The sequence below is a fragment of the Bartonella sp. AU55XJBT genome, assembly GCF_028618525.1.
In genome coordinates this window covers 68021-91513 of record NZ_JAQITC010000010.1, presented here as the reverse complement: position 1 = coordinate 91513, position 23493 = coordinate 68021, and the positions used below count along the sequence as shown (strand labels likewise).

The window sequence follows — 23493 nt, the reverse complement described above, 5'->3', positions numbered from 1 at the left end:
TGCCATGTCCTTTTTTAGCATGGTTTGCTTGCTGGAATAGATAGCAAAGTCTGTTAGGCATGATCACCTTCCTTTTTGTACAGAGCGATGTTTACGATAAAGCCTAAGATGCCTGTAATCATGGTGGCGATACTAATGATAAGGAGTGTGTATTGGGTATGGTGCACTTTTACAAAACCTGCACTGATAAAACCAATGCATACGGCTGTCTGTATGATAAAGATATAGGCAGGCATTTGACTGTTTCGTTGTTCTTTTGGGATGGCTTTCATCATAAAACTTGCCATCAGGGCATTTTGCACACCGTTGGCACTCCCAAGAATAAAAAATGAGAACATCATGAACCATGTGAAGTTTGTTAAAGAAAAGCAGAAAATGGCAAAGCCAATGGTTGCAGCAGCCAGTGATGCACCGGCGGCATTGCCAAAACGGTGGAAAAGGCTAGAAAAGCAGAGTGGACCAACCACAAGACCGAGACTTATCATGCTGCTGATCATGCCATAGGTTTGTGCACTGAAGGATAGCTCGGTGCGGATGCGGACAATCGACAACACATTGAGAGCAGAGGTGAGTATGATGGTAAGGGTGAGAGGGGCAAGAGCATAGACAACCTTTTTTTTACGCAAGAGCCCTGTTAAGTCTAGCCCCTTTTTGCTTTGCTGTGTTGTGCTTGTTGTTGGCACATGCATTTTTAAACTTTTAAAACAGACTATGGTGATCAAGGCTGTACAGAGAACCATGATGGATAGTACAAAGAGCCCTTTTTGTCCGTTTGATAGACCATACAACATGCCTCCTAACAGTGGTCCAGCAATATAGCCAAGATTACGAACCGTTTGGATAACGCGGTTGATGCGGTCTAGTTGCTGATCATTGTTTGCTAATTCAGGTACAGCAACAAGGATAGCAGACCAAAAGATTGAACCTGCACAACCCAGTGCAAAAGAAAGGGCAATATAGAACCAAAACTGGTTGGCAATTGCGGCTGTGGCTATGAAGAGTGCTTCAAACAATAAAACAACAGTCACTGTGTGCGCTGGCTGGAAGCGGTGCAAAAGACGCGGGGCAATGGGACCTGCACAAATTCCTCCTATAAGCCCTGCAAAAAGCAGCATGGAAATGGAGGCTGTACTTTCTGCTAAGTGTAAAGCGAAAGTGACTTGAGCTGTTTCATCGGCAAAGCTGCTCAAGCTCAAAACAAGAAAAAGTCCTATTTGGGCAAAAATTATGGATTTTTTCTTTATCACAATGCCCCCCAACATGCTAAAGCTTTTACGGTTTTTAAAATTTCCTCCTGCCCATATCTATAGGATTTATCATTTAATTTTGCTAAATCTAGTTTTTTTCCTGATGAAAGTTGGGAAAGAAAGTGCTCTAGAGGAGAGCTATATTCAAAACTGGCACAATGCCCATTGGCAGCGATGAGGAGTTCTTTTGTTTCAGTTAAGGGCACCCATTGGAGGGTTGCAGACGGGCGAAGAGAGATTTCATTTTCAATTTCAGAAATATCAATAAGGGGGCGACCGACGCATAAACGTGAACTTGTATCGTTAATTAATTGAAAAACCAGCATATGACGTTTTAAGGTACCATTTGCGATGGTAGATTTTAGTGTGGAGTGTTGAAAAGCATTATCAGGGTTTAAATTTGCTCTTCCTGATGTGCGGATATCATGTCGCGTTCGATCATCAAGATGGAGTAAATGCGTGACATAATCTCTATGGTGTTGTGCATCGTGTGCTGTTTCCCAAAAAGCGATATTGATATTTACAGCAACCTTTTCTCCCGTTTCGGCAACATGGAAAGCATCATATGGGAAGTAGGCAACACGATCTGTCAGATTTTGCAGCGCAGTTGCTGTTGGTTTATGCTCTTCATATTCAGGATATTTTAACCCTTGAAGGTCTTTTCGTGTGCTGGGCCATGCAAACATCGTTTTACCATCCTGTAGCGTAAAAGCAAAATTATGAGCATGATCCACATGGATTCCAACATGGGTAGAAGAATACCGGCCAATAAAGCAGTCAATATCTACGCGTCCACCAGGACTAAACCCTAAAGAATGTGCTAATTGATTTGCAAACTGCTTTGCTGCGTCCCACAATACAGGGGTTGCAGCATATAACCCATAATACATGATCGCCCATTCTTGTCCTTCGGCATATTAGTCAACGCGGTCAGTATATTCTTCTATAGTCCTGTCCGTATCTAAAACAAGAAAATTTGGAAGAGGATGTGGACTCCGCACCCCATTGATTATCGTTACTACTTCGGATTTAGGATTAAGAGCTAAGAGTTTATGAGGATGTAGTGCGTATTGCTTTAGAGCATCCAACACATCCCTTTCAGTGAAAGGGATGTGCGAAATTGACAATTCAGCTGCTTGCTTAGCCCAAACTTTTCGGGAAAAGCTCTCTGAAAATAATTCAAACATGCTCTTAGTAATATGCTTAATTTTTAAAGTTAGATGTATAAATAGATCTGTATCAACAATACATTATTAAACTTCTAGCGAACCATTCATATCAAGTTCATCTTGATATACTTGAACATCGCTGCGCTGAGCGTATTTAACATTCTTCACAATTGGCACAACTTCGTCAGCAGCCAACTCAATAACATCTTCTACTTTATTAAGTGAAATATTCATATATTCCTCCCCTTATAATTAGTAAAAATACGCGATAGTTTAAATAAAAAACCACCACATCCTAACATCTAGCATGGATTTATTTTTTTTTGTCAAATGCTCCTCTCCCAAGATATTAGAGTTAAAATTTTTTCCTTCGCATATCTGGTATGGTTTATCGTTTCATTTTGCTTTGTCTAGTTTTTTGTTGAAAGTGGAGAAAGGAAACTCTTTCAATAAGGGCTGTATTGAAAACGAGCATAATATCTCTTTGCGATGATAAGGTATTCTTTTGTTTTTTAGTGAGGAGCTTTATGAGAGGAGCAAGACAGTAAAGTTTCCTATAGGAGATGCAATGATATAACTATATGATAGATAAAGTGTCATCAAAAAAATGCAAAAAAAGCTGCACAGTCTGTACAGCTTTTTTTTTCGGTTTGTGTGAAAGCTAAAAGTTTTAAAGCTTGAAAATATCCTTGCGGCTTCTGTAACCATAATAACCACAAACACTGGAAATGATGGCGCCTATCAGACTGCCTAAAAAGCCCCACCATCCCATCTTGGAGGCTGTGTTCGTGACTTTTGTGGCTTTGTTTTTTGCGACTTTGATGGTATCCTCGAGATTATCAGAGAGGGTTTCAGCCCGTTCTTCCAGCGCTTTTATCGCGTTTTCAGTTTTTTCTTCTGCGCTTTGATAGAGTTGAAGGGCACGGTTGGCTGCTGTTTGTGCATCCGCACGGCTCATGCCATTGTTCGTGAGGGCTTTGATGATATCGCTTCGATCAAATTTTGTCCTGAGATCTTCTACACGATCAGAAAGGCGATCTTCTAAATCTTTTAAAGTGGAGCGGTAATGAGAAGGATCCTTTTTAAAAGCTGTGATTGCAGAACCAATATCACTGAGTGCTGCCTGATAGGATTGTTTCAAACGATCAGGATTGAGGGCAGGAATGTCGCTTTTATGGAGAAGGGTGCGCAACTCATTGCCAAGTTGGTCAAAATTGATGCTACTGTCATTGTTTTTTGTTAAAAACTTTGCAAAATCCTCACTGTTTAATTTTGTAAGTAGGGGGGAAATATTGGTTTTGAAACTGTCTATGGTCTTTTCGATCATGGAGCTGTTTTCTAGGGCAGCTTTTGCCCCTATTTTTGCTGTGCTTGAAACCACGTGGATGGCTTGGAGGGTCATCAGCAGTGTTATGAGAGCCCAAGTAAGAAAGCCATGAAGAGCGCCAGCGGTTTCAGCAAAACGCCCAGCCACCAAGCTTCCCAAAGCAAGGCTTATCAGCATAACGATAAGAGAGCCTATGCCAAAGGAGAGGAAAGAGCCTCCAAAAGGGGAGGACGAGGTAAAATCCATTTGGCTCAATCCTAATGCTCCTATTAGAAAAGAGAGGCAAATTGAGGTCGCGAGAGCTGTTACCAGCCCGGCAAAAATGGCGGACCATGAAATGGGTGTTTGAAAAAAAGGATATTCTGTCTCTAGGGATGTCTGCCCTAGAAAATTCGTATCGAAAGGTGTGTTTTCAGGAATGCGGGTTTCCATGTTTTATCTCCTTGAATATGCTGGAGATACAATGCCTTATTGCCAATTATGTTCCAAAATAGATGGATAGACGCTAAAAATGAATAGGAAAGACGCTTTAATGTTTGTTATGAGACGAAAAATGTTGAATATACAATTTTAAAGATCTAATTTATGCCTGAAGAACGGCGTGTTTCTCTCTATGGTGTATATTATCATTGCATCTTTTACGGGAGAGAATAATTTTAAGAAATTGAATGCTATCGTTTATTGGTTTCTAACCTATAAAGTGAAAGAAATATCTGTTAAGAATATTAATGTTCTTATGTGAGGAATATTTTATAAAATTGAGAGAGTTTGGTGTTAGGGCAAAAATAAATATCAATCCAGAATATTATAAGAGTTCACGGATTAAGTTAAATAAAAAAGCGTGTTGACTTTTTATTCTATAATATTTTTCACTAAATTAGATGCTAATTTTTATTATGTTTGTCTTAAGTAAAAATTTTTATGAAATAAGTACAATATATTGGTTTTGGGGTGTTTTGCAGAAGTAGCATTATACTCTATGAGCTGATAGACCAAACTTCTTTACAATAATGATTTGTGTTGATAGGCTCTTTAAGCTATTGCTCTATTTATATCATAGTGATTTGGGGGTAGAGACATCAGAAATTGTTTTTCTGCTTTGTGTTTTATCAATCGATTTTGATGGATAGTATATAGAAAGTAGGATTATTGCTGGGGTGAGAGATTGTGCTTTTGCTTATGATATTAATGAAAAAAGTAGTGAAAGATTACAGAAAAGTGTTTGTAAAGGAAAGCTTATTCAGGGGTTAAATTTTTACATCTGAATCATGTAAAATAGATTTTTATTTATTAAAAAAATAATAGAAATTTAATCTTATAAAGTAGAATAATAACACTTTTAATTATTATTATTTATATGTATAAGAAAAAATATCATTATATTCTTATTTTTAACAAAATACTCTTTAATCTCTAACTTTAAAAGTGTGATTTTATTTATGAATCGTAAATATACTTTACCATTTATTATACTTATTGTATGTTTGTCGACAGGGGGATTGATCTCTACGGATATTTTTTTACCAGCGCTGGGAGATATGCGTCACTATTATCAAGTGACACAATCTCAAATTCAGAGTGCAGTAGCCGTTTTTTTGTTTGCATTGGCAATTGGACAGCTTATTTATGGACCGCTCAGTGATAATTTTGGGCGTAAAAAAACACTTTTATTGGGTTTATTCTTGTGGTTATTCACGACACTTGGTGTGATTTATACGGTTCATATTCATGCTTTTCTTGTGTTACGTTTTTTGCAAGGTCTTGGTGCTTGTGCGGGACTTGTCTTAAGTCGCGCGATTATCAATGATTTGTTGGATAAAAAAGCAGCAGGAAAACTCTATTTGATTGTTTTCCCTTTTATTGGAATGTCGCCAGCACTTGCACCTTTCATTGGTGGACTTTTGATACAAGTTTTTCATTGGCAGGCAACTTTTATCTTTTTAAGCATTTTTATATTTTTGACCATTTTACTGTGTTATTTTGTACTCACAGAAACACTCCCTCTTGAGAAGCGACAGCCTTTTTCTCCTATAGGATTTATGAAGGGATATTGGGGCGTTCTTAAAAATAAACAATTTATTTTTTATGCACTTATTCCGTGTTTTTCTTACGCTGCTTATTTTGCTTATATTGTGGAATCGCCTTTTTTGCTCACAACTTTGGGTTTATCGCCGATCCATATTAGTTACAGCTATATTGGTGTCTCATTGCCTTATATTTTGGGAAATCTTTCGGCGCGATGGTTTTTTGAACGCGAGTCTATGGAAAAAACAGTAGGTCGAGGGTATATTATTTTTGTTATAGGAGGTGTGCTCTTTGCCGTGCAAATGTATCTAAGCCCATGGCCTCTTGTGACAAGTTTTATGGCTATTGCTGTTCTTACTTTTGGCAATGGTTTTTTATTGCCGTTAGGAACAGCGTTAGCGATTTCGTCGCATCCGCGAGCGGCGGGAGCGGCTTCTGGTGTTATGGGATCTTTGCAATTGGGGAGCGCTGCACTCAGTGCTGCGGTTATCGGAAAAATCTCTGGTCATAGCCCACGGGCTATGGCAACTTTGTTAGCCGTGTGTTGCATGATTGGTTTTATCATTTATATTCAAAAAGCGCGTCATTTTATGACTTCAGAAATAAGCTGAGTGAAATGATAAAAAGATATTATGCAGAAATATTTCCGATATTTCGCATGCTTTTGAACTCTGTTATTGAATGATTTTTTTATTCAGTTGTTTGATTGAGTGGATTTAAAATTCATCATAAACTTCGCTTGAATTGAATAAATTGGTTGTTATGGGGGGGATTTTGTGGGCGTAGAATTTTGTCAGATCTGTATTTTTATGACATTTAGGGGAAAGAGTTTTGGCTCTGATGCGTGTGTTGAAGCAAGAGGAGGGACCGATCAATGAGCTGTCCTGTGGTTATTCTTTCTCCTGTGATGCCCATTTGGGATCAGGGGGCTTTTTGCGCTCCATTGACAAAGCTATGTTCATCAAAAGGATTTCCAATCTTTCTGCTAGATACGCTTTCTCTTTTTCCTAAGAGTGCTCATTTTCTCAATCATTCTGCTATTGAAACGGTATCTTTTATAAGAGAAAAATTGGAAAAGTATTTTAAAGAGCCAGCGGTGCTTGTGGGATTTTCTATGGCTGGAATGTTAGTACAAATATTGGCACCACGGCTTCCTAATGTGCGGGCTGTACTTGCTGTCAATGCACCTGGCTATCCAGATAAGCTTTTGCAGCGGCGCCTTGGAGAAATTTTGATTCATTTAGAAAATAATGATTTGTTGGGCGCTTTGGAAACACTCAATGTTTTTATGCATTCTTGTGGCGTCATTAAAAAAAGAGTTGCCTTAGAAATTCCACAAGATCAAAAAAGCATGGCACTTGAACGGATGACAAGAGGATTTAAACTCTTATTGGCATTGGATGCTAGAGATGAGATTGTTAAGTATAAGGGAAAGTTTTTAGCGTTGGTGGGTGAAATGTCGCAACTTGCAACAATTAATAATCAAACAAAAAGCCAATGTGCCAATCATGAATATCGAATAATTTCTGGGGCTGGCACGCGTTTGTGGGATGATAATCCTGTTATGACGAATGCAATCGTTCGCGAATGGATGGAGGGATTATGAAAAAGAAAGTTCTTGTGCCATGGGGTAATGGGCTGGGACCAGAAATCCCTGTGGGGCATTGAAGGTCTTAGAGTCATGATTATTGTCCTTTGAATTTACTTATGGTGATATGGGGTGGGAATGTTGGAAACAGGAAGAGGATTGCCTTCTTCAAGTGGCTTGGTAAAAAACTCCTGAATGCGATGCTCTTTTGCTTGCTCCTGTAGCCGGTCAAGGAGACGCAGCAAAAGAATTTGTCCTTCATTTAAGAAGGGCGTCGATCTCCATATCTTTCTCCTGTTCTTCCTTGGTGCCAAAAATGAGGTCTGTTTGTTGATAGATGTCCCATAAAATATATCATTGCTTTTTAGTAGTCTTTTCAGTTTTGTGTTATCAGCAAAAATATTGAAGGTCTATGTGCTGAATTGGATTTTCTTGGCGTCACTTTTCTAGCGCATAATGTTGTAATAGATTTTGCTCTTTAGATTAAGAGGATGAGATACATGCATCGTATGATGTTGTTTTTATCTAACCATTAATCTCTGCTTTTGATGTAAAAAAATGGCTTTGATGAATTCAATATCAGGGGATTTATCTGGCTTTTCCATTTAAGATGCAAAAAAAGATTAATGGTCATTGTAAATTAATCTGTTATCTTTCATTAGGAGCATATGAAGGAAATCCAGAGACTTTGTGTTCCTCAAGTGTTGTCAATAATCGATATTTTTTGTAAATTAGAAAGAAATGTTGTGAAAAGACAAGATGCGGTGTCATTGACAGAAAAATTTTGCAAATTTTATTGGAAAATATGTCCGTGAAGCGTTGATTGCGGATATGGGCTGTTCAATTATCTGGTCATACATTTGCTGTAAAGATTTCATAAAGTGCTTCCTTTATGCCTTTGTGTAGATTGCGCGATGGTTAGGTGTCCGCTTTGAGGAAATGTTTCTCAATTTGATAACAGGAACAGCTCTTTTTTCTGTAAGACGGTGAAGCTGTAAGAAGTGATCGTTTAACACTTTTATTTTTTTTAATTGACCATTGCGTGGGAATTTGTGTGGAAAATATTTGATACGGTGCGTTTGTGGATGAACAAATTTTTGACGCAATTCATCTAGATAGGAGGATCATTGCAAGTTTTTCAATGGTTCGTGTCCTATATGTTGTGATGCGCGATGGTTTTTTAAAGAAAAAAAGAAAGGGCTTTTATGTATCGGATTGATTACAACAGTTATCGTTCTGTCAAGAGTTTTAATCGTCGCGTTCGTTTTCTTGTCATGCATTATACGTCTATTGATTTTAAAGCATCGGTCATGGCGCTTACAGGAGAAAAGGTTAGTGCACACTATCTTGTTCCTGATCCTTCAGAGCAGACATATCGTGAGGCTGGATTTAAAGATATGCGTATTTTTAATCTGGTGGATGAAAACGAGCGTGCGTGGCATGCAGGTGTTAGCGCATGGGCTGGGCATAGTCATCTCAATGATGCATCTATTGGGATTGAAATCGTGAATTTAGCGAAAGGTCATTCTGAATCTTCAGAAGAGACCGTTGATTTAATGGATCATCATGGCGAGGAATTTAACTTTCCTCCCTATAACCCAATACAAATTGATGCCGTTAAAGAGCTTGCATTGAATATTCTTCAACGGTATCCCGATATTATGCCAACGGATGTTGTGGGGCATAGTGATATTGCCATTGGAAGAAAAAGTGATCCAGGAGCAGCTTTCCCGTGGAAAGAGCTTTATAGGGTAGGGATAGGGGCATGGTATGATGATGAACCCAAAAATCGCTATCAAGAACAATTTTCTAAGAGTTTTCCGTCTAAGGAGGAGGCTTTGGCAAAGCTGGGATGTTATGGATATGATATTTCAGCGGCATCTACTGAAATGGGATATAAAAATTTGATCCGAGCTTTTCAACTTCACTTTCGTCAAGAAAAGTATGATGGGATTCTTGATGTTGAAACAGCGGCCATTCTTTATGCATTGGTTGATAAATATTTTTCGTGAATTCAATTCGTTTGAATTAAAAGATATTTTATGATGACGTGTGAGCGCTTATTTTTTGCGGATTGGTTTCATATCAAAAAGAGCATTTATCGTTTTAAAAATTGTATGGATGGTATAAGGTATTTTATGGAAACATAACTCTATAAAAAACTTTATGGTTTGCAGAGATGGAGGTTTGCTGTTTCTTTTTCTTATATTCTGCTTCCTGAAGAAACGGGCAAAGTTAAGGTATTGTGTATAATGGGGGCATTTTGTTCGTACAAGATAGAATGCCTCAAATAAAATGGACTTCTATTGTATGTTTATTTGTTTGTTTTAGAAAATATTTTTTGGTGCGTATCACACACATATTTTGCAACGGTATTCGTAAAGAGTGTAAAATCCTCTGTGAAGTGTATCGTCTATTGTGCATCATCATTCCTACATTTCATAAAAAAACAAGCCGGCACCATTCTACACTTTGCTCACTCTCAATATTGCGCGACAGTCTTTGACATTTGAAACGATTTATAGGTATTTGTCGTTCTTTTTTATTCAGCTTTTATTTATACGCTAATCCTCTTTGTGAGGCGCAAGGGGATAATTGTGATTGGATTTTAAAAATAAAAAAACTGGCAACTCATGTTGCCAGTTTTTTTAAAGCCGTAGCTTAGCTTAACAAAATTAAAATGAACGCTGTAAACGGATCATACCTTGGAAAGCATTTTTTCCATGAAAGAAATGTTTTTCATTATCATTTGCATCCTTTATAATCCGATCATCGTTCCAAGAAACGTAGGTTAATTCAGGTGTAATCACAAAACCTGGAACCAGCGTGTATGCAATATTGACAGATGTTGCAAAGGTTTTTACAGCACTATAAGAAACTTGCATATTCAAATCTGCTTTTGGCGTGAGTTTGTAAGTGGCACCTGCCCAAGCAGCCCATTTACCGCCCCAGTTTGCATAGATCGTTGTGCTTTTTCGTGATAACTCATCAGCTTCATTTTCTGTGTAGTAATCAACACCATTTTTATAGCCAGCCATCACCCATAGGTTGAAACGGTCGTTAACATTGAAATCTGCACGAACTTTCCCAGCCCACTTTTTGTAGTAAGCATCATAGGCAGCAACCGCTGAAAAACCGCCCCATTTTTGCATAAACTTTATACCCAAAACCACATTGGGGGTGTAATTTTTAATTCCTTTACTTGGAAGCGTATCTTTTGTGACAGGAACAAGTTTCCCATCTTTCTCAATATAGTTGTCTCCTATTCCTTTTGTTTCTTTTACGCCAGGAAGAGAATCTGCATTATTGCCTACTTCAACTCCGATAATAGCAGAAAATCCGGCATCACCGTTAAAGGTGTAGGAAATAAAATTGGTGCGTGTTGTACCGGCAGGCGCTACGCTGTCATCATTGAGAACATTCCCATACCCACCAGTCCAGCTGTTGAAAATGGTATCGTCAAGACCTACACGAAAGCCACCCAGTTCAATATAAGCGGCTGAAAGTTTTGCACCAGAGCCATCTTTACCATCACCCCAGCTTGAGAAAATTCTCGCATATGAACGAAGAGTTCCCATTTCTGTTTCAGAAGCGGCTTGAAAAACAAGGGTAAGCCGTGATGATGCACCATAGGTTTCTCTTTTGTTGTTTAGTTCAGCTTCGGTAGTTGCATCGATATTACCACCGCCGACAAAATCAGTACGAACACTGCCTGACAAACGCATGCAGGTTTCTGTTCCAGGGATATAGAAATATCCTTTTCCGTAGGCATCACAAACGCGAACATATTCTACGGGTTCAGGTTCGGCAACAACTGTTGAAGCAGCATGGGCTCCAGAAATTGCTAAAAAAGCTGCTGTAGAGCTTAAAAAGAGGGATTTAATATTCATCTGGGATCTCCGAGGTCCGTTTAATTTTCTTCTAAAGAATATCACTTGCCTAATGCATTAAAGATAAGGGCATAAGTAAAATACGCGGTACTTATCACTCTAGCTATACTAATCTTTTTAGAGTTTCAAATATGAAATGAACTTTTTGTAATGTATCTATGTACTATTCGATAAGGTGTGGTAAAAAAGACACAATTTTTGTTTCGTTAACTTTGAGCTCAATGGAGAGAATAAAGAAAAAAATTTCAGATATTTGGGAAAAAAATCGAAAATGTCTTGAACTTTCTATTGATACCATTTATGCAACTCCTTGGAGAGGTGGCCGAGTGGTCGAAGGCGCTCCCCTGCTAAGGGAGTAGGGCTCAAAAGGCTCTCGAGAGTTCGAATCTCTTCCTCTCCGCCATTCTGCTATAAAATCAGTGTATTATATAGTAAGTTTGAGGATTTTAAGCCCGTGTGGCAATAGTCCTTGACACTGAGCGTTTATTAAAAGTCTTTTTCCTTTTTACATCGTTTTTACCCATACGGTTCTTTGCTGCTTATGATGTGAAAGCAAATGATTTTTATCGATACGTTATCTGTTGAAAGCTCGATATGGCAAGGGTCTAAAGAAGTCTTGATCTCTTTTCGAAGAAAATCTTTTAGAAAAAACTTTGTCAGTGATGGTTTTCCTCTTATTAAGACTTTTTAGAGTGTTTTATCCATTTCATGATGACCAAACCACATAGGAAAAAAGTAAGGGTCGGTAAGATGAGGTAATAAGAGGGAGAAACTTTTGCAGGAAGAAAAGAAATAATACTTAATACGGTAATTGAACATAGTCTTCCGCTAAAAGATACAGCACCGACAACACCAGAAATATGCTGCGTTTGTGTTTGGTTTAGTTCTGAGAAAAATAAGCTTTTTGCTCCTATCGGGACAGTGCAAATAAATCCATGGATTAAAGAGAACGCAATGACGGATGCAGCTGTTTGATTGTTATGAACGAAAAAATAAAGCGCGATGCACATCAGAGAAGAAAAGAAGGAAAAATATTTGATAGAATTCTTATATTTTTTATCAAGGACATGATACTTAGACATCAGTAAATTTGAAAAATACTGTGCTGAAAAGGCTCCAATATGACAGCACATAAGGACTAACATTTGCGAGCCATTGAGGTGATCAATTTTCCCCCCCTTGCCAAGGATAATTGGTTGCCAAAAATGATAAATAATCTGAATTCCAGCGCTAAAAAGACACATGAGGAAAATAAACCATGCTCCTCCCACGGTGTTTTGAAAGATCCAGAGCGTTTCCTTGGCATTGTGCAAGATTGTTTTTGTTTTGTGTGTTTCAATCGTTGATTTCTTTTCTTCAGGAACAATAAGGAAAACCAAAAAAATAAATCCCATCATGAGGCATGAGATAATATATCCCATAAAATATTGTCCAGAATAATAGATCGTTCCAATGCCTACGATTCCACTGAAAATACTTCCGAAAGAGTTCACTTGGTGATAAAGATGGGCATGATGCGAAAAGTGATCGTGTTTATCACCAAGAGAATGGTAAATCCATCCGTCAATGGCGCTAACAATAATGCAAATGCCTGCTGCATAGAGAATTTGCGCAATAATGAGCGCTGTCATATGAGGGGCTTGAAGGCATAGAAGATAAAATACTCCCGTCATAAAGACACCAGCCATCACGGAATATTTACGTCGATATCTGTCCGCTAAAACAGCACAAGGAAAATCAAGCAGGAGAATAGTTGTGGAAAAGACAACTTGAAGTAGTGCTAATTGCGCGAGACTCACCCCCATCGACATTAAAAAAATCGCATGGTAGACACCAATGAGCATGCGTACGGCATTATAAGAGCCATAGGTGAGAGCAAGGGTGCGTGGTCTGTTCATTTATGTTGTTCCACAAACCTTACAGTGAGGATTTTTCTTTAGAGAGCGTTCTTCTATGAAGAGCTGGCTGCTCCATATTCCCACGCGGCGATCAGTGGAAAGAAGGCTTCCATAACCACCCAAAAATTTAAGAGCATCATTGGCACACATGGCGGCTGAAAGAGCATTCACAGGAGAAAATGTAGCAACTTTGAAGTTATTATTAATCATAACACAAGCGTCATAAATAAGATGGTCACTTTTTGCCGGAAGATTGCCTATAGATGAGCTGCATGCATAACAACCAGTTTGCCCAGGTATGTAAAATGGACCAAAGACAGCTATATCATTAACATAACCAGAATTTATATAGGCTTGTTTATTTTTTACACACCATTCATTGATCCATACTCCTAGCTGATCAGGAGAATCAGCAGAAATAATCCATAAATCAGCTTTGGGTAACTTTTTAATATCCCCTTTTTTAGTCATCAACATTTTTGTATGCCCCCCATTTCTTTCTGACTGTTTCTTCGTATCAGTGTACGCTTAAGAACTTTTGTTTTCGGAAGACCTATATCTTCTTCAGTAAAAAGAATTTGCCTAGTAAGATTGGTTAACTCGATTACATCATTGTCAACAAGAGTCAATTTCCCAACACCAGAGGCTGCAAGCATTGCTGATACATGATTACCAATCCCACCACAGCCTAAAATGATGACACTTTTTTTGCAAAAGAGTATGCTGAATGGAGGCTGGATGCATACCATAACTTTGGTAATGGAGATGACTTCTAGAATATCGATTATTGAGAATATTGTTTGATGTTTCAGATTGGACAAGAAAATGATTAGAAACAAGAAAATTAAACGCACGATTAAAATTTTCTTTTAACATGAGCGACGATAGTGAATTATAAACCTCATCTACAGTCTTTCTTTTGATCCATTGTGCTGCAATAAGGACTAAATTACCCCAAAATTTCTTATCATTATTATTATAAACATCTTTTAGCATACTCCAAAACGGCATCCTTTTACGAATAACAATATATCCTGTCTCTCAAATTATAGCTTGGCTCATTGTTTGTCCCCATTGATTCAATCAATCTTCCTCTGAAAAATGCCGTTTGAGAAAAATGCATCCTATCAGTTTATATTCTACGATCTTTAATTAACTTAAGGAATGTAGCAATAAAATATACTATAGCAAATGATAAATTTGAATTTTTGTAAAAAAACGCAATTTTTGCGGCTGCTGATAAAAAACAAATTTCTATTAAAAGTAACTTTTATATCATTCAATATCATTGATCGTTTTTATCCGTTTTTGTGTATGCCTCATTTCATGAGGAGGAGCATACTTATTAATCAAAAGATTATTTTTGATTGGCTTCAAATAGTATATTAAATTCTTTTTAATTCACGTATAAAGTCATTAATTTTCTCCCATAAAGATGTAAAGCTAGACAGAAAAGTTTATAACTAATAAATTGAATAAATTAATTTTTATATCTTTATTCTGTCTGTAGAATGTTTCATTAGTGTATAATCTATCTCTTTTTATTTTTATCGTAGATTATCCTAAATGGATTGAATAAATTTCACTCCGAATCTTTTGATGAGGATTTAGGTATTTGTTTTAAGGTATTTTGTACGAAAAAATAGAAAGATGTTTACAAGGAAAGTTCTGTTGAGAGAAGCCTTATTGCTTATCGTATTTTTGCTGACATATCTTGTTCCCGCCTCGCGTGGCTATACGGGCGTGGATAAATTATTTTGTTCCCAAGTCATTAAGGAGCGGGATGAGGCTGTTCAGAGGTTAGATTCCATTGCGTTTGAAAAAGAAAATGCGCAAAGGGGATGGAATGATACAATGAAGGTATTAGGGGTAGCGGTAGAGGATTTGAAGAGAATAGCTCTTGAACAGCAGGAACTCTATTTGGCAGTGCTGAAAACTATGCCAAACAACAAACAACTTTCTTATAAATATGAGATAACGCAAAAACGAAACGCTGCAATTTTTGAGCGGCTCGAGAAGGTTTTTATGCTATTTGAACATGTTGAGAAAAGAACAGAAGCCTTTCGAGGGCTAGGTGAAGCCAATAAGTTTAAAGATCAGTCTCAGTCATTACATACTTTAGAAGTGATTTCTAAACATCATGGGCATGTTGATGGACTTAATAAAGAACTTGAAAGGCTGAATCACGAAGTTGATCGTTTAAACAACAAACTTAAAAGTCTGAAAAAAATATCGCGATAAAGAAACAGAAAGTTGTTCATCGATGCAATGGGGAAGAATGCATGAGATGATTAACAACAATTTTATTGAAAAAGGAATAATCGGTGGGATTTGCAATAGTACTTATCATATCCGTTATGGTTATTATAGGAACTCTTTGTTTTTTGTGTAACAGGAACTGTGAAAGAGCAGAAAAAGCTAGATGGAAAAGATATAAAGAAGCACGAGAAACAGGCTCTGAAAATGAAGAATAAAATGAGACTAATATGACAATACAAGAAATACAGCCATTGCATGAGACACTTCAAAATCTAGGTCATAAGGTTTCGGGAGTCTCTTCAGCATTTGATAAAGAATCTAAAGTTTTAGCGTTTAAAGAAGCTATGGCACTTTCATCAAAGGATTATAAAATAATCTTTTGCATATTTATAATAAATATGGCTTTAGGCTCTGTTATCCAGATGTTGGGTGAAGCCAATAGAGAGTTCGATATTCTTACTCTTATATGTATTTTTATCGCATTCATCTCGTTATGTTTTTCGATAGCTTCTCCTATTATTTTAATTTTATACATCCGATTGACAAAGAAATTGGAAAAAACACTTCAGCAATTAGAAGATACTCTTGAGCAGCGAGATAAAGCTCTTACCGCACAAAAAAGGAGAGAAAAATGACGGTTCTTATGATTTTGTTTTTTCTCGCCATTATAATTATTGGTTTTGTTTTAAACATAGCGATTATTATGCTTTATTATTCTTTTATTAAGCGTTCAAAATTGTATAAAAAGGTTATTTCAGAATTAGAAAAAGTTATTAAAGAACGAGATGCAGCAATCGAGGGATTATTTGAGAAAGAACAATAAAAGCGACGCAAGGCTTAAAAGTTTTCTTATGGCACTCATTTTGAATATAGAAATGTGTCATACTGATGGTTGAATAGAGTGTGTCATGTTTTAGATAGAACAAAATAAAGAGGGGTCAAAAAACAGAGTTTAGATGTGTCTTTAGCATTTTTATCTTCTGTTGAGATTGGCAAAAGTCTGTACCTATTGATATGGAAGCCAAAATCATCGAGCTCTTAGATCAAGAAAAGGCTTTTCTTTTCAGAAAAGGCGTTTATCTTTCTCGAAAGAATTCCACAATCAAACTTTTTACTCTGTTGCAACATGAAACTGTTATCACGTGTATGAGAGTTTTAAATGGTGTGACGCAAGAGGGCTTCTCAGCACTCAAAAAATTGTTAGAATTTGTCTAGAACGTATTTTATAGAGGCATGTTGAGAAAAATTATTTCCACAATTTTATTTTCGTATCCCTTACGTTTAAAAATAACAAATTACACACAATAAAAAAGAGCATGCAGCTCTAGAGAGGATTTTAAAGATTTTGACTTTTTAGAAGTGTAAATCCTTTGGGCATTAAGGATGGCAAAAATACCTTCAAAAGAAGTCTTGATTTAAAACAATTGAGGGACGTGTTAAAAAATCCTATACCCTTATGTTTATTTGCACGGCTCTCACATAAAAAAATGTGTATAAAACAAAAAGAATTACCGTTGATATAAGGTTAATGGTGCCCGGAAGAGGACTCGAACCTCCACGCCTTGCGGCACAGGTACCTGAAACCTGCGCGTCTACCAATTCCGCCATCTGGGCTTATAAAAATCATCTAAGCGTGTGAAGCAATTCTGTCAATAAAATTATAGAATTTATTTTCTTCGTTTAAAACGATTGAATTAAATTTTTTTGGGGGCATCATGATTTTGAAAGTCTAAGGTGTGATGATTGTCTTTGATGCAATGGTTGAATCGGGATTAAAGGTGTAAAGAATAGGAATGCCGGTCGCTAATTCTTGAGATATAATTTCCTCACTACTGAGACCTTCAAGCGCCATAATAAGAGCACGAAGAGAATTGCCATGTGCTGCGATCAAAACAGTTTGAGAGCGCAAAATATGAGGCTGGATATGATAAAGATAATAAGGCCAAATGCGTGCACCGGTATCGCGTAGACTTTCTCCATTCGGGGGGGCAATCGTATAGGAGCGGCGCCACATTTGCACTTGCTCTTGCCCCCATTGTTGGCGCACTTCATCTTTATTTAAACCAGAAAGATCTCCATAGTTACGTTCATTTAATGCAGAGCTTTTGATCACTTCTAAATCCGGTTGTTCCGTTTGCTCTAAAATATGCTGAGCTGTTTTTTGGGCACGCTGTAAAGCAGATGTATACGCGATATCAAACTTAAAACCAGATTCTTTCAGTTTTTTTCCTGCTGCTATCGCTTCGGCATGACCTTTTTCCGTTAAATCAGGGTCTTTCCAACCCGTAAAAAGGTTTTTGAGATTCCATTCGCTTTGTCCGTGACGGATGAGTACAAGTGTGCGTCCCATTCTGAATTGCCTCTATTTTATTGATTATTTAAAATTCATCGTTTAATCCCAAGACATCGAGCATTGAATAAAGACCATTTTCATGGTTTTTTGCCCATAAAGCGGCTTTTAATGCGCCATTGGCAAAGATGGAGCGTTCTTGCGCTGTATGGGAAAGAACAATGCGCTCATGGGAACCGGCAAAAATGACACTGTGTTCGCCAATAACTGTTCCACCCCGTGAACAAGAAAAGCCAATGGAGCCTTTTTCGCGCTTCCCTGTATGGCCATTGCGTTCGTTGACACGTACATTTTGCAGCATAACATGACGTCCTTCAGCCGCTGCTTGTCCAAGAAGAAGAGCTGTTCCAGAAGGGGCGTCAACTTTGTTCGCGTGATGCATTTCATAAATTTCGATATCAAAATCATTGGCTTCTAATGCTTTGGCTGCTTTCTTTACAAGGTTGGCTAAAAGATTTATTCCAAGGCTCATATTTCCGGATTTGACAATTGTTGTATGTTTCGCAAACTCTGCAATTTTTTCTTCTTCTGTTTTGCTAAATCCTGTGGTGCCTATAATATGGACAAGTTTTCTTTGAGCAGCATAGTGAGCATAAAGAATACTCGCTTGGGGTTGTGAAAAATCTACAATCCCTTCTGTGTTTGAAAAAGCCTTTTCGGGATCATCTGTGATACAAACCCCAAGAGAATCTAAACCAATTAAGGTACTGGCATCTTTTCCTACAAAAGGCGAGCCTTTGCGTACAAGAACAGCACAAAGCTCTACATCTTTCCTCTGCCGGATTGTTGTAATGAGTTCACGTCCCATTCTTCCATTTGCACCAACAACTGTAAGGCGCATTTTTATCTCCTTATGATGCTTTACTGCCTCGTAGTATAGGCAAATTCTTGCCTTCTTTCCAACCGTTCTTTTTCTTTATAGGAAAAAATTTTATCGTTTAGGGGAAGTGGGATAAGATTTACAAATTTACAGAGAGATGTTTTTTGTTCAAGTGTGTGATGGATAGGGTGAGGCTTGCTTGAAAAGCCTAATAGGGCTTGTTCATTGCTTGGCGTTTTTATTTCTCTCGTTCTTTTATGGGACGCGTCCTTCATATAAAATAAACACCTTAAATAAAATACACTTGACTTATGCGCTTGTCTTAAAGAAATATGTTTCATAAAAGCGCAAATTGGCACTCTCATACGCTTTGTTAGCTTTTGGACCTTGGAATGATTCATAGGTATTTTTATTCTTTTCTTATACAATTTTTTTGCACCCCAATCCCCCCTTATGACGCATAAGAAAAAGATTTTAATTGATTCAATTGAGGAAGATCATGCCTGAAAAGTATTTAAAATTCATGATTCAATTTTAAAATTTATCATTTTAAATCAATATTTTGTCTATGAATAAAGTACATCAAAGGAAGAAGAAACAGGAAGATGTCTGAGAAGTTGCATTATTGACACACGGACGTTGGTCGGATTCTTTATTTTTTAGAGAGAGCAGTTGAAAAAATCGTTATTTTGTAAAAATGCATGATGGTGCTTTTTTTATTAAAAGCAAATAGTGTGCATGTTATACACTGCGTTTTTTCATAGATTGGGAAGAATGGAGGGTAACATGTATTAAGTATTGTTATTTTATTTTCTTAGCTTTCAATGGCGCTACAGCTCTCGTCTTTAAAAAGAGATTTTAAAACCCTTTGTTAAATATTTTTATCTCTATACTGATCTTTTTGTAAAAATGATTTTTGGGGTGCATGATAAGAGGGCTTGAAATAAGAGATTATGGTGGATTTTTAGTTTCTGTTCAATGGAATTATGAATCAATCTATTCTTGTATTTTTTATACGCAGATATAAAAATTTATAAATGGGGAAGTCTCCTTTAGGTAAAATATCACTTTTACTTGTGTTTGTGAGAGGAGACTAGAAATCAAGATCAGCATAGTGAGTACTTGCAACAATTCCACGGACACGATCTGTTAAAAGAGAACGAAAAGAAGGTCGTGATTTAATCCGCATATACCAGTCTTTGGCTGCAGGGGATTGTTCCCAGTCAATTTCCCCTAGAAAGTCAAGGACAGAAACAGCGGCTGCTGCTGATAGGTCAGCATAGGACAGGGAAGAACCCACTAAACTATCACGAGAGGCACAGAGCCAATTGAGATAGTTCATATGGGGTGGGATATTGGCCCGTGCATTGCGTAAAATTTGTGAATTGGGAGCGCCACCGCCAATGGCGAGGGGCATTTCACGTTTATGAATTCGTTCTCGTACAATATGGCGTGTTGCTTCATTTTCAAATTTATTTAAAAACCAATCATTGAGACGTCGGACTTCAGCACGATCTAAAGGATTTTCCGGAAAGAGTTTATTGTCTTGTCGTAAACTTCCATGGGTTTCATCTAAATATTCACAGATAACAAAGGGACCTGATAATGGCACTTCGTGTTCATCAAGAAAAACAGGAACATGACCGGCGGGATTGAGAGCAAGAAATTCATGTCTTTTCGCCCATTCATATTCTTCAATCAGTTGAGTGGTTACACCATATTCCCCAAGAATGAGGCGTATGAAGCGCGAAGCAGTGGAGAGGGGAGAGTGAAAAAGTGTCAGCATAATTTACACAACTAAATAGAGTGGATAAGAATTCTTTCAAGTCATCCCTTTTTATAAAGATGCTTGATGAGAAGTACAAGATCATTAGCAGCTGCTGGCAATTATGCTTAATAAATTGTTAATAATATGAATGCTTTCTTTTATGCAATGGTTTGCAAAATGGCAGCACGTAATTCTTCCAAACCGCATGCTTTTTCTGAAGAGGTTGCAAGGATCTCAGGATATGCTGCTGGACGTTTGAGAAGTTTTGTTTGTGTGGTCATCATTAATTTTTCTAAAGCATTTGATGTGATTTTATCGCTTTTTGTCAAAACAATTTGGTAAGAAATGGCTGCCTTATCAAGGAGTGCAAGAATATCTTCGTCATTATTTTTGATTCCGTGTCGTGAATCAATCAAGAGATATACACGCTTTAGTGTTGTGCGTCCCCGTAAATAGCTAAAAATCAAATCTGTCCAAGCATCAACCAGATTTTTAGGTGCAGCAGCAAAACCATAACCTGGCATATCTACCAATGCGAAAGGGGGAAGGTCTCCTTGTTGTCCACTGAAGCCATCGGGGACAAAATAATTCAGCTCTTGAGTGCGTCCTGGTGTATTTGAGGTTCGCGCTAAGCCTTTTTGCTGGACAAGTGCGTTGATTAAAGATGATTTTCCAACATTGGAACGTCCCGCAAATGCGATTTCTGGTGGTCCTTCAGGGGGAAGAAAGCGTATGGCTGGCACACCACGAATAAAAACCCAATTGCGAGAAAAAATTCCAGAAAGGGAAGAATCTCTTGTCATTCTTGCACTTCTTTTGGGGCTTGCACTTCTTTTTTGGGTGATTTTCTCCACATGGCTCTCAAATTATCAAAAAGCTCAATTTTAACTCCTTGGCGTTTCATCATGATACCTTGCTGAATGATGGACAATATATTGTTCCACGCCCAATAGATGACAAGACCAACAGGGAAAGAGGCAAGCATAAAAGTAAAGACAACAGGCATCCATGTGAAAATCATCGCTTGGGTTTGATCTTGAGGAGCCGGATTCATACGCATTTGTAAAAACATCGTTATTCCCATAATCAAAGGCCATGCACCAATCATAAGAAATGCTGGCGTTGTATAAGGCAAGAGACCAAACAAGTTGAAAAGAGACGTTGGATCGGGGGCTGCTAAATCTTGAATCCAGCCAAAGAAAGGTGCATGGCGCATTTCAATGGTGATATAGAGAACTTTATAAAGAGCAAAGAATATTGGAAATTGAACCAACATCGGCCAACAACCGGCAAGAGGATTAATTTTTTCGGTTTTATACAGTTCTATGATTGCTTGCTGTTGTTTGGTTCGGTCATCAGGATATTTATCTTTTATTTCTAGCAACCGTGGTTGTAGAAGCTTCATACGCGCCATGGATTTATAAGATTTATTGGCAAGAGGGAAAAGAAGTGTTTTTAAGAGCACTGTAACAAGAAGGATGGCAATACCAAAATTTCCTGTTTGTTTATAAAGAATATCAATGAGGGAAAACATTGGTTTGGTGATGAAATCAAACCAGCCCCAATCAATTAAAAGAGCAAACTTATTGATTTTTAGGTCATTTTGATAGTGATTAATGATTTCAACTTGTTTTGCACCTGCAAAGAGACGATTTGTAACGGTTTTTGTTTCATTGGGGGCAATCGTTAAAAGTGATCCCAGCAAGTCAGATTGATAATGCGTTTGCAAACGATCAAAATAAATAAAACGGCTTGTATATTCTTTATCTTGCGGGGGAATAACCGCTACAGCCCAATATTTATCGGTAATACCAATCCAGCCTCCTGTTACTTTGGAAAAAGTCATACTCTTTTGTTCATTATCAGGATTTGGATCAAGCTCTGCTAAGGTTTTATATTTTTCAGTTTTGAGCGAATCCCCTGCAATACCGATCATCCCCTCATGAAGCAAATAGGTGGCATTGGTATGTTCTGGTGGTGCTGCACGTGCAACGCGGGCATAGGATGAGAGATAAATCGGTTGATCACTTTCATTGCTAATAGAATCCTCAATGGTAAACATGTAATGATCATCAACAGAAAGGGTACGGCGGAAGATTTGCCCCTGTCCGTTATTATAGATTAAAGTGATGGGTGTTGAAGGGGTCAGGGTTGTATTGTTTCCCTCTATTTGCCACTGTGTATCGGATTGAGGTAAAGCTTTTGCTGGCAAGGATGCACTTGCAAAACCAAATTCAGCAAGATAGGTTGTTTTAAATCCTTTAGGATTCAGCAAATCGATTTCCGGTGATTTTTTATCGACGGTTACACGATATCTCTTGAGGTGAAGATCATCAAATTTTGCACCAACAAGATTAATAGAGCCTTCCAGTTCATTGGTTTTGATCGCGACACGCTCTGTTTTGGCTAATACAGCTTTCCGGATTTCAGGAGTCATTAAGTGTTCGATGATCGATGTTGCTTGATGCGTTGAGGGATCCTCAGAAGAATTTGTCGTGGTCGTAGAAAGGGCTGACTGTTGTTTTGATAATTGCTGTTGTTGTGCGATGACTTGTTGTTTTTGTAACTTTGCTTGTCTGGGAGCAACATGAAGAAACTGCCATGCGATGAGCACTACGAAAGATAAGCCAATAGCGATAAAGAAATTGCGGTTATATTCCATTCGTATTCCCTTGTTGTCGTTGCTGATGTTTTGTTTTTGGTTTTATTCGCCGATTTAATTCACTAATTAAAGATGTGAAAGGCACATGTAATGCGTCACGATACGCTACAATGACATAGTCAGTCCCTGCTTCCATGTGATTTGTTACACCAACTCTCACGGCTTCACGCAAACGCCTTTTGATACGATTACGTTTTACAGCATTACCGTTTTTACGGGTAACAGTGAAGCCTACACGCGCAACAAGAGAAGATTTTCTTTCTGTTGTTTGTTCACGAGATTTAACTTCGAGTAAAAATAAAGGACCACGACGTTTCTCTCCTGTACGAACAGCCAAAAAGTCTGCTCTTTTGCGAATGCGGCAGGGATGTTTTTTCTTCATAAAAGAACATCTCGCAATTTCACTAAATGATTGGCTGACCAAGCATTAGAGGTTCATAACAAAAGCTTCACAACGAAGAAATAATGAGTAGTCCTCAACGGTTGTGAA

20 protein-coding genes and 2 tRNA genes are annotated in these 23493 nt (G+C 37.7%); 7 read left to right on the top strand and 15 right to left on the bottom strand.

Annotated elements, in window-relative coordinates; genetic code table 11:
• Positions 1-53: 53 nt before the first annotated feature.
• From PVV70_RS06550 to PVV70_RS06535, 4 genes are all read right to left on the bottom strand, one after another.
• Positions 54-1247, bottom strand: a complete 1194-nt coding sequence (locus PVV70_RS06550; protein ID WP_273758467.1) for an MFS transporter — start codon at positions 1245-1247, stop codon at positions 54-56.
• Positions 1244-2137: a hypothetical protein gene (locus PVV70_RS06545; protein WP_273758466.1), complete on the bottom strand. Its 894-nt coding sequence runs from the start codon at positions 2135-2137 to the stop codon at positions 1244-1246. The genes PVV70_RS06550 and PVV70_RS06545 overlap by 4 nt, the downstream gene beginning before the upstream one ends.
• A gap of 363 nt (positions 2138-2500) precedes the next feature.
• Complete coding sequence (locus PVV70_RS06540) at positions 2501-2650, bottom strand: hypothetical protein (RefSeq protein WP_273758464.1); 150 nt, start codon at positions 2648-2650, stop codon at positions 2501-2503.
• A gap of 436 nt (positions 2651-3086) precedes the next feature.
• Positions 3087-4175 carry a TIGR04086 family membrane protein gene (locus PVV70_RS06535; protein ID WP_273758463.1) on the bottom strand — a complete coding sequence of 363 codons (1089 nt, stop codon included), beginning with the start codon at positions 4173-4175 and terminating at the stop codon, positions 3087-3089.
• A gap of 1007 nt (positions 4176-5182) precedes the next feature.
• Between PVV70_RS06535 and PVV70_RS06530 the strand changes: the two genes are divergently transcribed.
• The 3 genes from PVV70_RS06530 to PVV70_RS06520 all read left to right on the top strand — a co-directional run bounded on the left by PVV70_RS06530 (position 5183) and on the right by PVV70_RS06520 (position 9368).
• Positions 5183-6379, top strand: a complete 1197-nt coding sequence (locus PVV70_RS06530; protein WP_273758462.1) for a multidrug effflux MFS transporter — start codon at positions 5183-5185, stop codon at positions 6377-6379.
• Between the two features lie 263 nt (positions 6380-6642).
• Entirely contained in the window at positions 6643-7374 is a 732-nt protein-coding gene (locus PVV70_RS06525) for an alpha/beta hydrolase (protein ID WP_273758461.1), read from the top strand.
• 1187 nt (positions 7375-8561) lie between these two features.
• The gene (locus PVV70_RS06520) at positions 8562-9368 is read left to right on the top strand and encodes an N-acetylmuramoyl-L-alanine amidase (protein ID WP_273758460.1); all 807 of its coding nucleotides are present in this window, start codon (positions 8562-8564) and stop codon (positions 9366-9368) included.
• Between the two features lie 663 nt (positions 9369-10031).
• On the opposite strand, the gene PVV70_RS06515 is transcribed toward PVV70_RS06520, so the two are convergent.
• On the bottom strand, positions 10032-11246 hold the full coding sequence (locus PVV70_RS06515) for a porin (protein ID WP_273758459.1): 1215 nt from the start codon (positions 11244-11246) through the stop codon (positions 10032-10034).
• A gap of 312 nt (positions 11247-11558) precedes the next feature.
• Here PVV70_RS06515 and PVV70_RS06510 point away from each other — a divergent pair.
• Positions 11559-11649: transfer RNA gene (locus PVV70_RS06510), tRNA-Ser, on the top strand.
• A gap of 274 nt (positions 11650-11923) precedes the next feature.
• Here the strand turns inward: PVV70_RS06510 and PVV70_RS06505 are convergent.
• From PVV70_RS06505 to PVV70_RS06495, 3 genes are read right to left on the bottom strand one after another with little or no spacing between them, the layout of a single operon-like run.
• Positions 11924-13144, bottom strand: a complete 1221-nt coding sequence (locus tag PVV70_RS06505) for an MFS transporter (protein WP_273758458.1) — start codon at positions 13142-13144, stop codon at positions 11924-11926.
• A complete protein-coding gene (locus tag PVV70_RS06500; protein ID WP_273758457.1) occupies positions 13145-13621 on the bottom strand; it encodes a ThiF family adenylyltransferase in 477 nt (158 codons plus the stop codon).
• Positions 13615-13965 (bottom strand): ThiF family adenylyltransferase, encoded by a 351-nt coding sequence (locus tag PVV70_RS06495; protein ID WP_273758456.1) that lies wholly within the window; start codon positions 13963-13965, stop codon positions 13615-13617. The genes PVV70_RS06500 and PVV70_RS06495 overlap by 7 nt, the downstream gene beginning before the upstream one ends.
• Before the next feature lie 829 nt (positions 13966-14794).
• On the opposite strand from PVV70_RS06495, the gene PVV70_RS06490 reads away from it, so the two are divergent.
• From PVV70_RS06490 to PVV70_RS06480, 3 genes are all read left to right on the top strand, one after another.
• The gene (locus tag PVV70_RS06490) at positions 14795-15385 is read left to right on the top strand and encodes a hypothetical protein (RefSeq protein ID WP_273758455.1); all 591 of its coding nucleotides are present in this window, start codon (positions 14795-14797) and stop codon (positions 15383-15385) included.
• 245 nt (positions 15386-15630) lie between these two features.
• A complete protein-coding gene (locus tag PVV70_RS06485; RefSeq protein WP_273758454.1) occupies positions 15631-16038 on the top strand; it encodes a hypothetical protein in 408 nt (135 codons plus the stop codon).
• Positions 16035-16226, top strand: a complete 192-nt coding sequence (locus tag PVV70_RS06480; protein WP_273758453.1) for a hypothetical protein — start codon at positions 16035-16037, stop codon at positions 16224-16226. Before PVV70_RS06485 ends, PVV70_RS06480 begins: the two co-directional genes overlap by 4 nt.
• 706 nt (positions 16227-16932) lie before the next feature.
• On the opposite strand, the gene PVV70_RS06475 is transcribed toward PVV70_RS06480, so the two are convergent.
• The 7 genes from PVV70_RS06475 to rnpA form a co-directional block, all read right to left on the bottom strand.
• A tRNA-Leu gene (locus tag PVV70_RS06475) sits at positions 16933-17017 on the bottom strand.
• A 115-nt stretch (positions 17018-17132) separates the two neighbouring features.
• Entirely contained in the window at positions 17133-17753 is a 621-nt protein-coding gene (locus PVV70_RS06470) for a 2,3-bisphosphoglycerate-dependent phosphoglycerate mutase (protein WP_273758452.1), read from the bottom strand.
• Positions 17754-17781: 28 nt separating this feature from the next.
• Positions 17782-18594 carry a 4-hydroxy-tetrahydrodipicolinate reductase gene (gene dapB, locus PVV70_RS06465; RefSeq protein WP_273758451.1) on the bottom strand — a complete coding sequence of 271 codons (813 nt, stop codon included), beginning with the start codon at positions 18592-18594 and terminating at the stop codon, positions 17782-17784.
• A gap of 1072 nt (positions 18595-19666) precedes the next feature.
• Positions 19667-20359 (bottom strand): glutathione S-transferase family protein, encoded by a 693-nt coding sequence (locus PVV70_RS06460; protein ID WP_273758450.1) that lies wholly within the window; start codon positions 20357-20359, stop codon positions 19667-19669.
• 140 nt (positions 20360-20499) lie between these two features.
• Positions 20500-21144 (bottom strand): ribosome biogenesis GTP-binding protein YihA/YsxC, encoded by a 645-nt coding sequence (gene yihA, locus PVV70_RS06455; RefSeq protein ID WP_273758449.1) that lies wholly within the window; start codon positions 21142-21144, stop codon positions 20500-20502.
• Positions 21141-23003, bottom strand: a complete 1863-nt coding sequence (gene yidC / locus PVV70_RS06450; protein ID WP_273758448.1) for a membrane protein insertase YidC — start codon at positions 23001-23003, stop codon at positions 21141-21143. Before yidC ends, yihA begins: the two co-directional genes overlap by 4 nt.
• A complete protein-coding gene (gene rnpA, locus PVV70_RS06445; RefSeq protein WP_273758447.1) occupies positions 22993-23385 on the bottom strand; it encodes a ribonuclease P protein component in 393 nt (130 codons plus the stop codon). The genes yidC and rnpA overlap by 11 nt, the downstream gene beginning before the upstream one ends.
• Positions 23386-23493: the final 108 nt, after the last annotated feature.

Excerpts from the sequence above, each read along its gene's own strand:
- PVV70_RS06545 (WP_273758466.1), bottom strand. The coding sequence starts at position 2,137 with ATGTATTATGGGTTATATGCTGCAACCCCTGTATTGTGGGACGCAGCA.
- PVV70_RS06540 (WP_273758464.1), bottom strand. The coding sequence starts at position 2,650 with ATGAATATTTCACTTAATAAAGTAGAAGATGTTATTGAGTTGGCTGCT.
- PVV70_RS06535 (WP_273758463.1), bottom strand. The coding sequence starts at position 4,175 with ATGGAAACCCGCATTCCTGAAAACACACCTTTCGATACGAATTTTCTA.
- PVV70_RS06530 (WP_273758462.1), top strand. The coding sequence starts at position 5,183 with ATGAATCGTAAATATACTTTACCATTTATTATACTTATTGTATGTTTG.
- PVV70_RS06525 (WP_273758461.1), top strand. The coding sequence starts at position 6,643 with ATGAGCTGTCCTGTGGTTATTCTTTCTCCTGTGATGCCCATTTGGGAT.
- PVV70_RS06520 (WP_273758460.1), top strand. The coding sequence starts at position 8,562 with ATGTATCGGATTGATTACAACAGTTATCGTTCTGTCAAGAGTTTTAAT.
- PVV70_RS06515 (WP_273758459.1), bottom strand. The coding sequence starts at position 11,246 with ATGAATATTAAATCCCTCTTTTTAAGCTCTACAGCAGCTTTTTTAGCA.
- PVV70_RS06505 (WP_273758458.1), bottom strand. The coding sequence starts at position 13,144 with ATGAACAGACCACGCACCCTTGCTCTCACCTATGGCTCTTATAATGCC.
- PVV70_RS06500 (WP_273758457.1), bottom strand. The coding sequence starts at position 13,621 with ATGTTGATGACTAAAAAAGGGGATATTAAAAAGTTACCCAAAGCTGAT.
- PVV70_RS06490 (WP_273758455.1), top strand. The coding sequence starts at position 14,795 with ATGTTTACAAGGAAAGTTCTGTTGAGAGAAGCCTTATTGCTTATCGTA.
- PVV70_RS06485 (WP_273758454.1), top strand. The coding sequence starts at position 15,631 with ATGACAATACAAGAAATACAGCCATTGCATGAGACACTTCAAAATCTA.
- PVV70_RS06480 (WP_273758453.1), top strand. The coding sequence starts at position 16,035 with ATGACGGTTCTTATGATTTTGTTTTTTCTCGCCATTATAATTATTGGT.
- PVV70_RS06470 (WP_273758452.1), bottom strand. The coding sequence starts at position 17,753 with ATGGGACGCACACTTGTACTCATCCGTCACGGACAAAGCGAATGGAAT.
- dapB (WP_273758451.1), bottom strand. The coding sequence starts at position 18,594 with ATGCGCCTTACAGTTGTTGGTGCAAATGGAAGAATGGGACGTGAACTC.
- PVV70_RS06460 (WP_273758450.1), bottom strand. The coding sequence starts at position 20,359 with ATGCTGACACTTTTTCACTCTCCCCTCTCCACTGCTTCGCGCTTCATA.
- yihA (WP_273758449.1), bottom strand. The coding sequence starts at position 21,144 with ATGACAAGAGATTCTTCCCTTTCTGGAATTTTTTCTCGCAATTGGGTT.
- yidC (WP_273758448.1), bottom strand. The coding sequence starts at position 23,003 with ATGGAATATAACCGCAATTTCTTTATCGCTATTGGCTTATCTTTCGTA.
- rnpA (WP_273758447.1), bottom strand. The coding sequence starts at position 23,385 with ATGAAGAAAAAACATCCCTGCCGCATTCGCAAAAGAGCAGACTTTTTG.